14 protein-coding genes are annotated in these 13,565 nt (G+C 62.9%); 13 read left to right on the top strand and 1 reads right to left on the bottom strand.

From position 1 onward, the window contains the following. Positions 1-6 precede the first annotated feature (6 nt). The 8 genes from DNK49_RS18460 to DNK49_RS18425 all read left to right on the top strand — a co-directional run bounded on the left by DNK49_RS18460 (position 7) and on the right by DNK49_RS18425 (position 8,288). Entirely contained in the window at positions 7-1,206 is a 1,200-nt protein-coding gene (locus tag DNK49_RS18460) for an acetyl-CoA C-acyltransferase (protein WP_110528020.1), read from the top strand. A 267-nt stretch (positions 1,207-1,473) separates the two neighbouring features. Further along, positions 1,474-2,814: a Na(+)-translocating NADH-quinone reductase subunit A gene (locus DNK49_RS18455; RefSeq protein WP_110528017.1), complete on the top strand. Its 1,341-nt coding sequence runs from the start codon at positions 1,474-1,476 to the stop codon at positions 2,812-2,814. Position 2,815: 1 nt separating this feature from the next. Then, positions 2,816-4,030, top strand: coding sequence for an NADH:ubiquinone reductase (Na(+)-transporting) subunit B (locus DNK49_RS18450; protein ID WP_110528014.1), 1,215 nt, complete (start codon positions 2,816-2,818; stop codon positions 4,028-4,030). Further along, complete coding sequence (locus DNK49_RS18445) at positions 4,020-4,808, top strand: Na(+)-translocating NADH-quinone reductase subunit C (RefSeq protein WP_110528011.1); 789 nt, start codon at positions 4,020-4,022, stop codon at positions 4,806-4,808. The genes DNK49_RS18450 and DNK49_RS18445 overlap by 11 nt, the downstream gene beginning before the upstream one ends. 2 nt (positions 4,809-4,810) lie before the next feature. Next, on the top strand, positions 4,811-5,479 hold the full coding sequence (locus tag DNK49_RS18440) for an NADH:ubiquinone reductase (Na(+)-transporting) subunit D (RefSeq protein ID WP_110528008.1): 669 nt from the start codon (positions 4,811-4,813) through the stop codon (positions 5,477-5,479). Position 5,480: 1 nt separating this feature from the next. Beyond that, positions 5,481-6,089 carry an NADH:ubiquinone reductase (Na(+)-transporting) subunit E gene (gene nqrE, locus DNK49_RS18435; RefSeq protein WP_110528005.1) on the top strand — a complete coding sequence of 203 codons (609 nt, stop codon included), beginning with the start codon at positions 5,481-5,483 and terminating at the stop codon, positions 6,087-6,089. A 15-nt stretch (positions 6,090-6,104) separates the two neighbouring features. Then, positions 6,105-7,328: an NADH:ubiquinone reductase (Na(+)-transporting) subunit F gene (gene nqrF, locus DNK49_RS18430; protein WP_110528002.1), complete on the top strand. Its 1,224-nt coding sequence runs from the start codon at positions 6,105-6,107 to the stop codon at positions 7,326-7,328. 159 nt (positions 7,329-7,487) lie between these two features. After that, positions 7,488-8,288, top strand: coding sequence for an enoyl-CoA hydratase/isomerase family protein (locus DNK49_RS18425; protein WP_110527999.1), 801 nt, complete (start codon positions 7,488-7,490; stop codon positions 8,286-8,288). Between the two features lie 100 nt (positions 8,289-8,388). Here DNK49_RS18425 and DNK49_RS18420 read toward each other — a convergent pair whose 3' ends face one another. Then, on the bottom strand, positions 8,389-9,165 hold the full coding sequence (locus DNK49_RS18420; protein ID WP_110527996.1) for a YdcF family protein: 777 nt from the start codon (positions 9,163-9,165) through the stop codon (positions 8,389-8,391). A gap of 138 nt (positions 9,166-9,303) precedes the next feature. Here DNK49_RS18420 and DNK49_RS18415 point away from each other — a divergent pair, with 138 nt between their 5' ends. The 5 genes from DNK49_RS18415 (at position 9,304) to recG (ending at position 13,540) form a co-directional block, all read left to right on the top strand. After that, entirely contained in the window at positions 9,304-9,894 is a 591-nt protein-coding gene (locus tag DNK49_RS18415; protein ID WP_207807040.1) for a DUF2802 domain-containing protein, read from the top strand. Beyond that, positions 9,894-10,472: an SPOR domain-containing protein gene (locus DNK49_RS18410; protein ID WP_110527993.1), complete on the top strand. Its 579-nt coding sequence runs from the start codon at positions 9,894-9,896 to the stop codon at positions 10,470-10,472. The genes DNK49_RS18415 and DNK49_RS18410 overlap by 1 nt, the downstream gene beginning before the upstream one ends. Before the next feature lie 65 nt (positions 10,473-10,537). Next, positions 10,538-10,972 (top strand): flagellar assembly protein FliW, encoded by a 435-nt coding sequence (fliW, locus tag DNK49_RS18405; protein ID WP_110527990.1) that lies wholly within the window; start codon positions 10,538-10,540, stop codon positions 10,970-10,972. Positions 10,973-11,005: 33 nt separating this feature from the next. Beyond that, positions 11,006-11,386, top strand: coding sequence for a RidA family protein (locus tag DNK49_RS18400; protein WP_110527987.1), 381 nt, complete (start codon positions 11,006-11,008; stop codon positions 11,384-11,386). Between the two features lie 84 nt (positions 11,387-11,470). Beyond that, positions 11,471-13,540 (top strand): ATP-dependent DNA helicase RecG, encoded by a 2,070-nt coding sequence (gene recG, locus DNK49_RS18395; RefSeq protein ID WP_110527984.1) that lies wholly within the window; start codon positions 11,471-11,473, stop codon positions 13,538-13,540. Positions 13,541-13,565: the final 25 nt, after the last annotated feature.

The following is a 13,565-nucleotide window of genomic DNA, read 5'->3' as shown; positions in this document are numbered from 1 at the left end:
AGCAGCATGAGCAAACAGATTCAGGATGCCTATGTGGTGGCCGCGGTGCGCACGCCGGTGGCGCGACGCAATGGTGCATTCCGTCATGTACGCCCTGACGACATGCTGGCGAGTGTGTTGCGGGCGGTGGTGGACAAGGTGCCGGGCCTTGACCCGGTCGAGATCGGCGATGTCATTGTCGGTTGTGCCATGCCTGAAGCGGAGCAGGGTATGAACGTGGCGCGCATTGGCTTGTTGCTGGCTGGCCTGCCGGATCGCGTGCCCGGCATGACCATCAACCGTTTCTGTGCTTCGGGGCTGCAGGCGGTAGCCGATGCCGCTGCCCGTATCCGGCTGGGTGAGGCGGACGTGATGATTGCGGCCGGCACCGAGAGCATGAGTGCGATGCCGCAGATCATGGGTAACAAGGTCAGCCTCAATCCGGCGATCTTTGCCCGTGCCGAGAATGTCGGCATCGCCTATGGCATGGGCTTGACTGCGGAGAAGGTGGCGCAGCGCTGGCAGGTCAGTCGTGAGGATCAGGATGCCTTTGCGCTCGAGTCCCATCGCCGGGCTTGTGCGGCGATCGCCGCTGGCCATTTTGCCGATGAAACCCTGCCCTACACGGTGCGCTCGCATCTGCCCGGTGAGGGCGGTGCGGTGAGGATCGTCGAGCGGGTGGTCGGTGAGGACGAGGGGCCGCGTACAGATGCTTCGGCGGCATCGCTGGCCAAGCTGAAGCCGGTGTTCGCCGCGCGCGGTTCGGTCACTGCGGGTAACAGCTCGCAGATGTCAGATGGTGCAGGTGCGGTATTGCTGATGAGTGAGGCAGCCTTGAAACGCTATGGGGCGACGCCGCTTGCGCGCTTTGCCAGCTTTGCGGTGGCCGGTGTGGCGCCGGAGGTGATGGGCATCGGGCCGGTCGAGGCCATTCCGCGAGCCTTGCGTGCCGCGGGGGTGACGCAGGCCGACATTGGCTGGACCGAGCTGAACGAGGCCTTTGCGGCACAGGCGCTCGCGGTGATGCGGCAGCTGGTGCTCGATCCTGCGACGGTGAATCCACTGGGTGGTGCCATTGCGCTGGGTCACCCGCTGGGGGCGACCGGCGCCATCCGAACGGCCACCCTGATGGCGGCGATGCAGCGCGATCCAGGTTTGCGTTACGGCATGATCAGCATGTGTATCGGTACCGGCATGGGGGCAGCAGGGGTATTCGAGCGGGTGTGATGTCTGCACCAAGTCGGTGCGGTTGTAGAAAAAAACCTTCCGGATCGGGGAGTTCCGAACAGGGGCTGCCCGTTTCGTATTTCAGCGGGAGCTTATATTTTTCGAAAGACGTCTTATATGTGATTACCGTAAGTGATCGGTCAGCGAGTTTCCCTTATAATTCGCGGGTTTGTATACGCGGGGCCTTCGCGCGCGTTCCGGATATCCCCGGAGCGCCTTGCTGTGCGGGGGCTTCACCATTCTCACGAGTGACTGGGCGATAGACGCATGATACGAATCAAACGCGGACTTGACCTGCCTGTCACCGGCGCGCCCGTGCAGCGCATCGAGGCCGGCAGGCCGGTGCGTAGCGTGGCCGTCATCGGCTTCGACTATCACGGCATGAAGCCGACGATGGCGGTGCAGGTGGGCGACCGGGTGAAGCTGGGTCAGGTATTGTTCTCCGACAAGAAGACGCCGGGCGTGCATTTCACTGCACCGGCAGCTGGCGTGATCAGCGCCATCCATCGCGGCGAGCAGCGTGTGCTGCAATCGGTGGTGATCGATGTCGATGGCGATGAGGCGATCGAGTTTGCCCGCTACGGCGACGCCGAGATCGACCGGCTGGCGCCCCAGGCCGTTCGCGAGAACCTGCTGAATTCCGGCTTGTGGACGGCCCTGCGCACCCGCCCGTTCAGCAAGGTGCCGGCGGTGGATGCCACGCCGTCGTCGATCTTCGTGACTGCGATCGACACCCATCCGCTGGCGGCCGATCCGGCCGTGGTCATCGCCGAGTACGCTGACGATTTCGCCCGCGGCCTGAAGGTGCTGGCGCGGCTGGCCAAGGTCTTCCTGTGCCAGGCCGAAGGTGCGCGCATCCCTGGTGCGGGTATTGCCAATGTGTCGGTCGAGACCTTCGCGGGTCCGCACCCCGCGGGTCTGCCGGGTACGCACATCCACTTCCTCGACCCGGTCGATGCGCACAAATCGGTGTGGCAGCTCAATTACCAGGACGTGATCGCGATTGGCAAGCTGTTCGCCAGCGGTCGCCTGTGGGAAGAGCGGGTCGTTGCGCTGGCTGGCCCCATGGTTGACAAGCCGCGCCTGGTGCGCACCCGCGTCGGCGCCAGCCTGGATGAGCTGACCGCCGGAGAGATCTCGGTCGGGCGCAAGGTGCGGGTGATCTCGGGTTCGGTATTTGGCGGGCGCACTGCGCGTGGCGCCTGTGCCTACCTGGGGCGCTATCACCTGCAGGTGTCCTGCCTGCAGGAGGGCACCGAGCGCGAGTTCCTGCACTATCTGCGTGCCGGTTTCGAAAAGCATTCGGTACTCAATCTGTACATCTCCAAGCTGATTGGCGGCAAGAAGTTCGATTTCACCACCTCGACCAACGGCAGTCCGCGGGCAATGGTGCCGGTGGGCAACTACGAGGCGGTGATGCCGCTGGACATCCTGCCCACGCAGTTGCTGCGCTCCCTGATTGTCGGTGACACCGAAATGGCGCAGAAGCTCGGCTGCCTGGAGCTGGACGAAGAAGACTTGTCGCTGTGCACCTATGTGTGTGCCGGCAAGTACGAATACGGCCCCATCCTCCGGGACAACCTCGCGCGCATCGAAAAGGAAGGCTGACATGGGACTGCGTTCATATCTCGACAGCATCGAGCATCACTTCGAGAAGGGCGGCAAGTACGAGAAGTTCTACGCCCTCTACGAAGCCATCGACACCGGCCTGTTCAAGCCGGGTAGCGTCACCCGCACCACCTCGCATGTGCGCGACGGCCTTGACCTCAAGCGCATGATGATCACGGTGTGGCTGTGCACCTTCCCGGCGCTGTTCTTCGGCATGTGGAACATCGGCAACCAGGCCAACACCATCTACGCGGCCAACCCCGATCTGCTGGCTGCGCAGGACAACTGGCGCCTGGCGCTGATCAGCATCTTCGCCGGCTTCAACCCAGCCAGCCTGTGGGACAACATGGTGCATGGCGCAGCCTACTTCCTGCCCATCTACCTGGTGACCTTCGTGGTCGGCGGCTTCTGGGAAGTGCTGTTTGCCGCGGTCCGGCGGCATGAGGTCAACGAAGGCTTCTTCGTCACCTCGGTGCTGTTCGCACTGATCTGTCCGCCGTCCATTCCGCTGTGGCAGGTCGCATTGGGCATCAGCTTCGGCGTCGTCATCGGCAAGGAAGTGTTCGGTGGTACCGGCAAGAACTTCCTCAATCCGGCGCTTACCGGTCGTGCCTTCCTGTTTTTTGCCTACCCGGCGCAGATCTCCGGCGATGGCGTGTGGACGGCGGTCGATGGCTATACCGGCGCGACGCCGCTGTCGCAGGCGGCTGCGGGCGGGGTGGATCAGATCCTGGCCAGCGGCCTGACCTGGTTCGACGCCTTCTTCGGCTTCATGCAGGGCTCGGTGGGCGAAGTCAGCACACTGGCCATCTTCATCGGTGGAGCGGTGCTGCTGATCATGAAGATCGCCTCGTGGCGCATCGTCGCTGGCGTGATGCTGGGCATGATTGCGATGAGCCTGGTGTTCAACAGCGTCGGCTCGGCCACCAACCCGATGTTCGCCATGCCGTGGTACTGGCACATGGTGGTCGGCGGTTTTGCCTTCGGCATGATCTTCATGGCCACCGACCCGGTGTCGGCTTCAATGACCGACACGGGCAAGTGGGTGTTTGGCGCGTTGATCGGCATCATGGTGGTGCTGATCCGTGTGGTGAACCCCGCCTTCCCCGAGGGCATGATGCTGGCGATCCTGTTCGCCAACCTGTGTGCCCCGTTGATCGACCACTTCGTGGTGTCGGCAAACATCAAGCGGAGGTTGGCACGCCATGTCCAGTAAGAAAGAATCTACCGGCCGCACGCTGTTCGTGGCGCTGGCGGTCAGTCTGGTCAGCTCGGTGTTTGTTGCCGGCGCAGCCGTATCGCTGAAACCGGTGCAGATCGAGAACCGACTGCTCGACAAGCAGCGCAGCATCCTGTCGATCGCCGGTATCGGCGGCGCCAATCTGTCCTCACGTGAGGTCAAGGATCTGTTCGCCAGCCGCATTACCGCCAAGGTTGTCGACCTGGAAACCGGCGAGTATTCCGACGCATACGATCCCATTACCTTCGACCCGCTCAAGGCTGCCAAGGACCCGCAGCTGTCGTCGGCGCTCCGTGGCAGCGACGACATCGCGCTGATCAAGCGGCGCGAGCGTTTCACCACGGTCTATATGGTCGAGCAGGACGGCAAGCTCGAGTCCCTGATCCTGCCGGTGCGGGGCTATGGCCTGTGGTCGACGTTGCACGGTTTCATGGCGGTGAAAGGCGATCTCAACACCGTTGTGGGCTTCGGTTTCTACCAGCATGCCGAGACCCCGGGTCTGGGTGGCGAGGTGGACAACCCGAACTGGAAGGCGATGTGGCCAGGCAAGACCCTGTTCGATGATTCCGGCAAGCCGGTCATCCAGATCGTCAAGGGCGGGGTCGACCCGGCCAGCCCGTCGGCCGGTCACCAGGTTGATGCTCTGGCTGGTGCCACGCTGACCAGCAACGGCGTCGATCGTCTGCTTCAATTCTGGCTCGGCGAACAGGGTTTCGGCCCCTATCTCGCCAAGCTGCGTAACCAGGGGGTCTGATCATGTCCAAGCATACGGCCAAGGAAGTCCTGCTTAACCCGATCTTCAACAACAACCCGATCGGCTTGCAGATCCTCGGGATCTGCTCGGCACTGGCGGTAACGTCCAACCTGCAGACTGCGCTGGTGATGTCGATTGCGCTGACGTTGGTGACGGCATTCTCCAACCTGTTCATCTCGATGATTCGCAGCCAGATCCCCAGTTCGATCCGCATGATCGTGCAGATGGTGATCATTGCTTCGCTGGTGATCCTGGTGGATCAGATCCTGAAGGCCTACGCCTTCAGCCTGTCCAAGCAGCTGTCGGTGTTCGTCGGCCTGATCATCACCAACTGTATCGTCATGGGCCGCGCAGAAGCCTTCGCCATGCAGAACCCGCCCTTCATGTCCTTCCTCGACGGTATCGGCAACGGCCTGGGCTACAGTGCCATGTTGATCGCACTGGGCGTGGTGCGTGAGCTGTTCGGTGCGGGCAAGCTGCTCGGCATCGAGATCCTGCCGCTGATCAAGGACGGTGGCTGGTATCTGCCCAACGGCTTGTTGCTGCTGCCGCCTTCGGCATTCTTCCTGATCGGGCTGTTCATCTGGGGGCTGCGCTCCTGGAAGAAGGACCAGCTGGAGAAGCCGGCTTTCAAGATGGCGCCGCAAGTCGTGACCAAGGAGGCGTACTGAGATGGAACATTATCTGAGCCTCTTCGTCCGCGCGGTGTTCATCGAGAACATGGCGCTGTCCTTCTTCCTCGGCATGTGTACCTTCATCGCCATTTCGAAGAAGGTCGAGACCGCGATCGGCCTCGGTATCGCGGTCATCGTGGTGCAGGTGATCACCGTGCCGGCCAACAACCTGGTACTCACCTACCTGTTACGTGACGGTGCCTTGGCATGGGCGGGATTGCCCGATGTCGATCTGTCCTTCCTGGTGCTGTTGTCCTTCATCGGCATCATTGCGGCGATCGTGCAGGTGATCGAGATGCTGCTCGACAAGTACGTACCCAGCCTTTACAACGCGCTGGGCGTTTTCCTGCCGCTGATCACGGTCAACTGCGCAATCATGGGTGGTGCGCTGTTCATGGTCGAACGTGACTACAACCTGTCCGAAAGCGTGGTGTATGGCTTTGGTTCGGGTTTCTCGTGGGCACTGGCGATCGCGCTGCTGGCCGGTATCCGCGAAAAGCTGAAGTACAGCGATGTGCCTGAGGGCCTGCAGGGCCTGGGCATCACCTTCATCACCATCGGGCTGATGTCGCTGGGCTTCATGTCCTTCTCCGGTGTGCAGCTCTAAGGACGGAACGAACGCATGAATACCGAAATCATTCTCGGCATCGGCATGTTCACTGCCATCGTGCTTGCGCTGGCCATGTTCATCATCTTTGCCCGCTCCAGATTGGTCGCCAGCGGCGATGTCACCATCGACATCAATGGCGAAAAGAAGATCACCGTGCCGGCCGGCGGCAAGTTGCTGCAGACCCTGGCCGAAAGCGGCTTGTTCCTGCCGTCCGCCTGCGGCGGCGGCGGTACCTGCGCGCAGTGCAAGTGTGTGGTCAAGGAGGGGGGCGGTTCGATGCTGCCCACCGAAGAGTCGCACTTCACCAAGCGTGATGCCAAGGAAGGCTGGCGTCTGTCGTGCCAGACCCCGGTCAAGCAGGACATGAAGGTCGAGGTGCCGGAAGAAGTCTTCGGCGTGAAGAAGTGGGAATGCACGGTGGAGTCCAACCCCAACGTGGCCACCTTCATCAAGGAGCTGACCCTGCGCTTGCCCGAAGGCGAGGAAGTGGCTTTCCGTGCGGGCGGCTATGTGCAGCTCGAGTGCCCGCCGCATGTGGTCAACTACAAGGACTTCGACATCCAGGACGAATATCGCGGCGACTGGGACAAGTTCAACATGTGGCGCTTCGTCTCCAAGGTCGAGGAAACCACGATCCGTGCGTACTCGATGGCGAATTACCCGGACGAGAAGGGCGTGGTGAAGTTCAACATCCGTGTGGCCTCGCCCCCGCCCAATCGCGACGATATTCCGCCGGGCAAGATGTCGTCCTGGGTGTTCAACCTGAAGAAGGGTGACAAGGTCACCGTCTATGGGCCCTTCGGTGAGTTCTTCGCTCGCGACACCCAGAACGAGATGGTCTTCGTCGGTGGTGGCGCAGGCATGGCGCCGATGCGTTCGCATATCTTCGATCAGCTCAAGCGCCTCAAGAGCACGCGCAAGATCACCTTCTGGTACGGTGCGCGCTCGATGCGCGAGGCCTTCTACGTCGAAGAGTTCAACAAGCTGCAGGAAGAGAACCCCAACTTCAAGTGGCATCTGGCGTTGTCGGATCCGCTGCCGGAAGACAACTGGACCGGTTACAAGGGCTTCATCCACAATGTGTTGTTCGAAAACTACCTGAAGGACCATCCGGCGCCGGAAGACTGCGAGTTCTACATGTGCGGACCTCCGATGATGAACGCCGCGGTAATCAAGATGTTGCTGGACCTTGGTGTGGAACGCGAAAACATCATGCTGGACGACTTCGGTGGTTGATTCCTGACCCGATGGTCAGCCTTGGCTGGCCACACAAAAATGCCCGCACTGCCTGTATTGAGGCGTTGCGGGCATTTTTCATTCTGCTTTTCCGCGGTACGCTGTCGCACTTACAAACGAGATGGCCCAAGGCCGTCCATGACCAAAACAGGAGAAAGCATGGCAGGAACCGTATTGACCGATGTTGCCAACGGCGTCGCCACCCTGACCTTGAACCGGCCGGCGCAGCTCAATGCGCTGTCGGTGGAGATGATGCAGGATCTGGCGGCGGCAGTGCGGGCGCTGGCGGCGCGCAAGGACTACGCGGTCGTGGTGATCGAGGGGGCGGGTGATCACTTCATGGCAGGCGGCGATCTGAAGGATTTCGCTACCCACCTTCATCTGTCTGCGGAAGCTCGACGTGCGACCTTCCGGGCAATGATCGAGCAGCACATCAATCCGACCGTCGAGGTCCTGCAGCGCCTGGATCAACCGGTGATTGCCAAGGTGCGGGGGGCGTGTGCCGGTTTTGGGCTGTCTCTGATGCTGGGCTGCGACTTTGCGATTGCTGCAAGCAATACAGTATTTACCACTGCCTACGCAGCCATTGCCTTGTCGGGTGACGGAGGCGCGTCCTATTTCCTGCCGCGCATCGTCGGTCGGCGTAAGGCGGCCGAGCTGTTGTTGCTGGGTGATCGCTTTGACGCCGCCGAGGGGGTCAGGCTGGGCTTGCTCAATCGCAGTGTCGAGCCGGATCAGCTGGAGGCTGAAGTCGCGCGACTGGTGGATCGTCTCAAGCGAGGCCCGTTGGGGACTTATGGCGAGATCAAGCGTTTGCTCGCAAGCTCGCATGACCATCAGCTTGAAACACACCTGCAGAGCGAGGCTGAGGCATTTGGCCGTTGTGGCGGCACCGCCGACTTTGCGGAGGGCGTCACGGCGTTTCTGGAGAAGCGCAAGCCGGCATTCCGGGGCGTATGAGGGCTACTGCTGGCGCTGAGCGCTAGTCTTCCAGATTGGGGTGAAGGCGGGTGCGGGCGGTTTGCTCCATGGCGGACCGGACCTGCCCAAAGCCCTGCAGCTAGCGCGACAGCCGGTAGGCGAGCAACCCCAGCCACTCGTACAGCGCATACCATCCGGCATAGGCGGCGCTTGGGCTGGGCAGGGCAGGCCAGCCCCTGTCTTCGTCGCCGGCGCGTGGTCCCTGCCATGCGGTGGGGGCTGGAATCACCTTGATGCCTTGTGATTCGAATTCGATCTGCGCCCGTCGCATGTGGGCAGCATGGGTGACCAGCAGGATACTGCCGATACCCTGTTGTTGCAGGATCTGCGCGGAGTAGCGTGCGTTCTGTCGGGTGTCGAGCGAGCGGTCTTCCTTCCACCTTACCGTGACGCCGAAGTCTTCCTGTAGCGCAGCCTTCATCAGCGTCGCTTCAGGCGTGTCCCCCGCCGGAGCTCCACCGCTGACCAACAAGGGCAGGCCGGTCTGGCGTGTCAGCCGTGCGGCGTAGCGCAGGCGTTCGAGTGTGTATCGGTTGACGGTGTCGCCGTCGTACTCCGGTGCATTGCTCATGCGGCCGCCGCCGAGCACGACAATCGCTTCGGCATGTTCGAGGTCGGTTATGGCCAATGGGCTGCGAGGTTCCAGCAGGCGGAGGGCTTCGCCAACCGGATAGGGCGTAATCGTCAGCAGGCCAACAATCAGTCCAGTCCAGGTGGTTGCAGTGCACAGGCGCGGTTTGCGGTTTTTCAGCAGTAGTCCGGCCAGGATCAGCAGAAAGGGTAGCAGGGGCGGCAGCATGGCAACAGAGGCTAGTTTCTTTAGCCAGAACAGAGCCAGATGCGGGTCGAAATCCATTCGTGTTTGTCCTTAGCGATAGGCGCCAGTATTATCGGGGCAATTCATTCCCCGGGTTCCGCTCCATGGTGTGTCTCTTCAACGTCCTGCTGACGCGCATTGCCGTCTCGTCCCCAGGTTGCTGAAGGAGCCGGCGAGATGCGACAGTTCCTCTGGGTGATGGTGGCGGCGCTGCTGATTTACGGCGCCTGGCAGCTGATACGCGCCTTACTGGCCGGACGACGTGTGCGTGCAGCCACGCCAGCGCCCCCGACGGCGCAGAAGGCTATCGATGTTCGCGAGGAAGATGAGGACGAGGACACCGGTTTTGACTATGCGCCTACGCCAGCTCCGTTGCCCCCCGCTGTTGAAGCCGGGGGGGGCGCGGTTACAGGAAAGCCAGTGCCGGATGCCGTTGATCATGGTCCTGCCTTGTTCGCGCTGGAACTGGAGACACAGCGCCTGAGGCGCGAACTGGGTGCGCTGAAGGCCGCGCTGGGCGTACAGCAGGAGGAGATCGGCGCGCTCCATGCGCAGATTGCCGGGCTTGAACAGCGCGCGCAGGTCGAACCCCCTCCCGTCGTGGCGCCCGAGCCGGCGCAGAGCGCTTCGCCGGAGTACAGTGAAGCCCTGGTCCTGGCGCGTCGGGGCATGTCAGTTGATGATATTGCTGCCCGCTGCGGTATCACCCGATCTGAAGCCGAACTGGTGGTCTCGCTTGCTGCAGGTGGTCAGGCGGGGGGGCTGTGATGAGCGAGACGGATAAGGCAAGTATCAGCGCCGACCGGCGACGGGCGTTGATGCGGGGTGGGGCCGCGGTAGCGCTGGCGCTGGTGTTGATGGTGCTGGTGTTGATCCAGGATCAGGCGCCGCCACCGCCTCGTGCCCTTGTCCAGGCGCCAGGGGCAACGCCGTCCGCTGTTCCGGTGCCTGCTCCGGCGCAGGACGCCCTGCCGGTGCAGGATGCGACGCCTGCAGTCATCGTGGAGGCCCCTGCTCCTGCCCCGGCGCAGGCCATGGACCTCGCGCCTCCGGCACCGGTGCAGATGGTGGATGCGCAGGCGTCTCAGGCCGTGAGTGTGGACACCCGGCCTGCACCGGTCGTGCTGCCGGACGGCTATATGGTACAGCTGGGGGTGTTTGGCGCGATGCAGAACGCCGAAGCACTGCAGGCCGATGTCAGCCGCCGTGGCTTGCCGGTGCGGATTGAGGGGCGCGTCGTGGTCGGGCCATTCGCCAGCAAACAGGAGGCCGAGGCGGCGCAGGCACGATTGAAGCGCGATGGCGTGGCAAGTGGTATCGTGATTCCACCACGGAAGACAAAGTGACCCAGGCTGTCTGTTGGTGGCTGTCTTGCAGGAACATTTGAATCGAGTCGGGAGGAGAGAGAAACATGAAGATCGAAAGCCCCTTGTTGGGCGCTCTGGAAGTCGCGGATGACAAGGTAATCGAGTTTCCGGCGGGTTTGCCCGGATTTGAGCAGTGTCGTCGCTTTGTGCTGGTGCATGAGGAGGGCGGTGCGGCCTCGGTGTTCCTGCTGCAGAGCGTCGAGGATCCGGACGTGGCGTTTTCGCTGACCGGGCCGGAGCAGCTTGGCGTGACCTACGAGTTTCCGCTGACCGATGAGGACGTGGCCGTCCTGCAGTTGGCACGCCCGGAAGACGCGCTGGTGGCCATCATCGTCCGCCGCGAGGATGATGATCCGGCCACTGCGGGTCTGCGTGCCAACTTCATGGCGCCGGTTGTCATCAACGTTGGTGCGCGCCGCGGGCTGCAGAAGGTGATCAACAAGTTCGGTTGCGACATCATCTTGCGCGCGCAGGGCTGACTTTTTACATTCAATCAACTCAGGACAGTTTCAATGAGCCGCAGCATTGTTTCCACCCCGGGGGCGCCAGCCGCGATCGGCACCTATTCACAAGCGGTCAAGACCGGTAACACCGTGTATTGCTCGGGCCAGATCGGTCTCGATCCGGTATCGATGCAATTGGTCGAGGGTTTCGAGGCGCAGACCGTGCGCGTGTTCGAAAACCTGAAAGCCGTGGCAGAAGCCGCGGGTGGCTCGCTGGCCGATGCAGTCAAGCTCACCATCTACCTCACCGATCTCGGCAACTTTGCCAAGGTGAATGAAGTGATGGCGCGCTACTTTGCCGAGCCCTATCCGGCGCGTGCCGCGGTCGGCGTCAAGGAGCTGCCTCGGGGCGCAGTCGTCGAGGCCGATGCCATTCTCGTGCTTGGCTGAGCTGGGGTGAGTCGATCTGCAGCGCCGGGCGGGGGCGGTGTCACCCGTCCGCAGCATTCTGCCAACAGGTGCTGAGGCGGCTTCATGCCCGACACGGCTGTTGCTCGCCTGCCACCTGCTGTCGGCTGGCCGGCTTCCGGTACGCCCTTGGCCAGCCGGCTGGCCAAGCTGGATCTTCATCGTCTCGATGACCTGATCCTTCATCTGCCCTTACGGTACGAGGATGAGACCCGGCTGACGCCGATTGCCGTGGCCCGGCCGGGTTTCCCGGCCCAGGTCGAAGGCGAGGTGCTGAGTTGCGAAGTCACGCTGCGACCGCGTCGGCAGCTGGTTGCACGTATTGCCGATGCCAGTGGCGCGCTGGTCGCGCGCTGGCTCAACTTCTATCCCTCACAGCAGAAGCAGATGGCCACCGGGCGTCGGGTGCGCTTGTTTGGCGAAGTACGCGGTGGATTCCTTGGTCTTGAGATGGTGCATCCAAGAGTGCGCCCGGTCGAAGAGGCCGAATCCTTGCCGGATGCCTTGACCCCGGTTTATCCGACCACGGCCGGCCTGGGGCAGGCTGCTTTGCGCAAGCTGGTGGAGCGGGCGCTCAACCTGGTGCCGCTGGAAGAGGGACTGCCGGCCAATACGCTCGCCGAGCTGGGCCTGCCGGGCTTTGCCGAGGCCGTGCGTGCGCTGCACCGACCGGCGCCGGATGCCGATCCGGCTGCGCTCGAGAATCGCGATCATCCGGCATGGCAGCGGATCAAGTTTGAGGAGCTGCTGGTACAGCAACTCAGTTTGCGTCGCGCCTACAACGCCCGTCGCGCCCATGTGGCGGTTGCCCTGGCTGCGCGTCGACAACTGACCCAGGCGCTGCTCGAAGGCCTGCCCTTTGGTCTGACAGCGGCACAGGCGCGGGCGCAGCGCGAGATTGCCCGTGACCTGGCGGCGAGTCATCCGATGCAGCGCCTGCTACAGGGGGATGTGGGGAGCGGCAAGACCATTGTGGCTGCACTGGCCATGCTGCAGGCGGCGGAGAACGGCTGGCAGGCGGCGATGATGGCGCCGACCGAGATCCTGGCCGAGCAGCATTATCGCAAGCTGGCGGGCTGGCTGACGCCACTGGGTGTTGAGGTGGCCTGGTTGTCGGGCAGTCGGCGCAAGCGTGAGCGGGAGGTGGTGCTCGCCCGGCTGCAAAGCGGTGAGTGCCTGCTGGCCGTGGGCACGCATGCCTTGATCGAGGATCCGGTGGCCATGCCGCGCCTGGCGCTTGCGGTGGTCGACGAGCAGCATCGCTTTGGCGTGCGTCAGCGTCTGGCCTTGCGCGACAAGGGGGCTGACGGGCGGCGGCCGCACATGTTGATGATGTCGGCGACGCCGATTCCGCGCACCCTGGCAATGACCCACTATGCTGATCTTGATGTGTCGGTGCTCGATGAGCTGCCGCCGGGGCGCACACCGATCCGCACCCGGCTGGTGTCGGATGCGCGTCGTGACGAGGTGATCGGCCGGGTGCGCGAGGCCTGCCTGGAAGGTCGTCAGGCCTATTGGGTCTGTCCGTTGATTGAGGAGTCCGAGGCGCTGCAGTTGCAGACCGCAGTGGAAACCTACGAGACCCTGTGTGCGGCCTTGCCTGAGTTGCGCGTCGGACTGATTCATGGGCGGCTGAAAACGGACGAGAAAGCCGCGACGATGGCCGCGTTTGCGGCAGGTGAGTTGCAGGTGCTGGTGGCGACCACGGTGATCGAGGTCGGTGTCGACGTACCCAACGCCAGTCTGATGGTCATCGAGCATGCCGAGCGCTTCGGGCTGGCTCAACTGCATCAGTTGCGCGGGCGGGTGGGGCGTGGCACGGCCGAATCGGTGTGCATCCTGATCTTTGCCCAGCCGTTGTCGGAAACCGGCCGGGCCAGGCTCAAGGTGATCTATGAACATACGGATGGTTTCGAGATCGCGCGCGAGGATCTGCGCATTCGTGGCCCGGGCGAGTTCGTTGGCGCGCGCCAGAGCGGTGTGCCGCTGTTGCGCTATGCCAGCCTTGAGACCGATGGCGACCTGATCGAGCCTGCTCGGGCGCTTGCGGAACGCTTGCTGCGCGAGGATCCCGCCGCAGTGGATCGGTTGATGGCGCGTTGGCTGGGTAGCCGGGAAGGCTTGTTGCGTGCCTGATCCGGTAAGATGCGGGTTGCGCTGT

Origin of the sequence: Parazoarcus communis SWub3 = DSM 12120 (assembly GCF_003226565.1) — a bacterium.
Lineage (GTDB): Bacteria > Pseudomonadota > Gammaproteobacteria > Burkholderiales > Rhodocyclaceae > Parazoarcus > Parazoarcus communis.
Note: the sequence above shows the minus strand (reverse complement) of the source record. Positions and strands in the feature narration are given on the sequence as shown.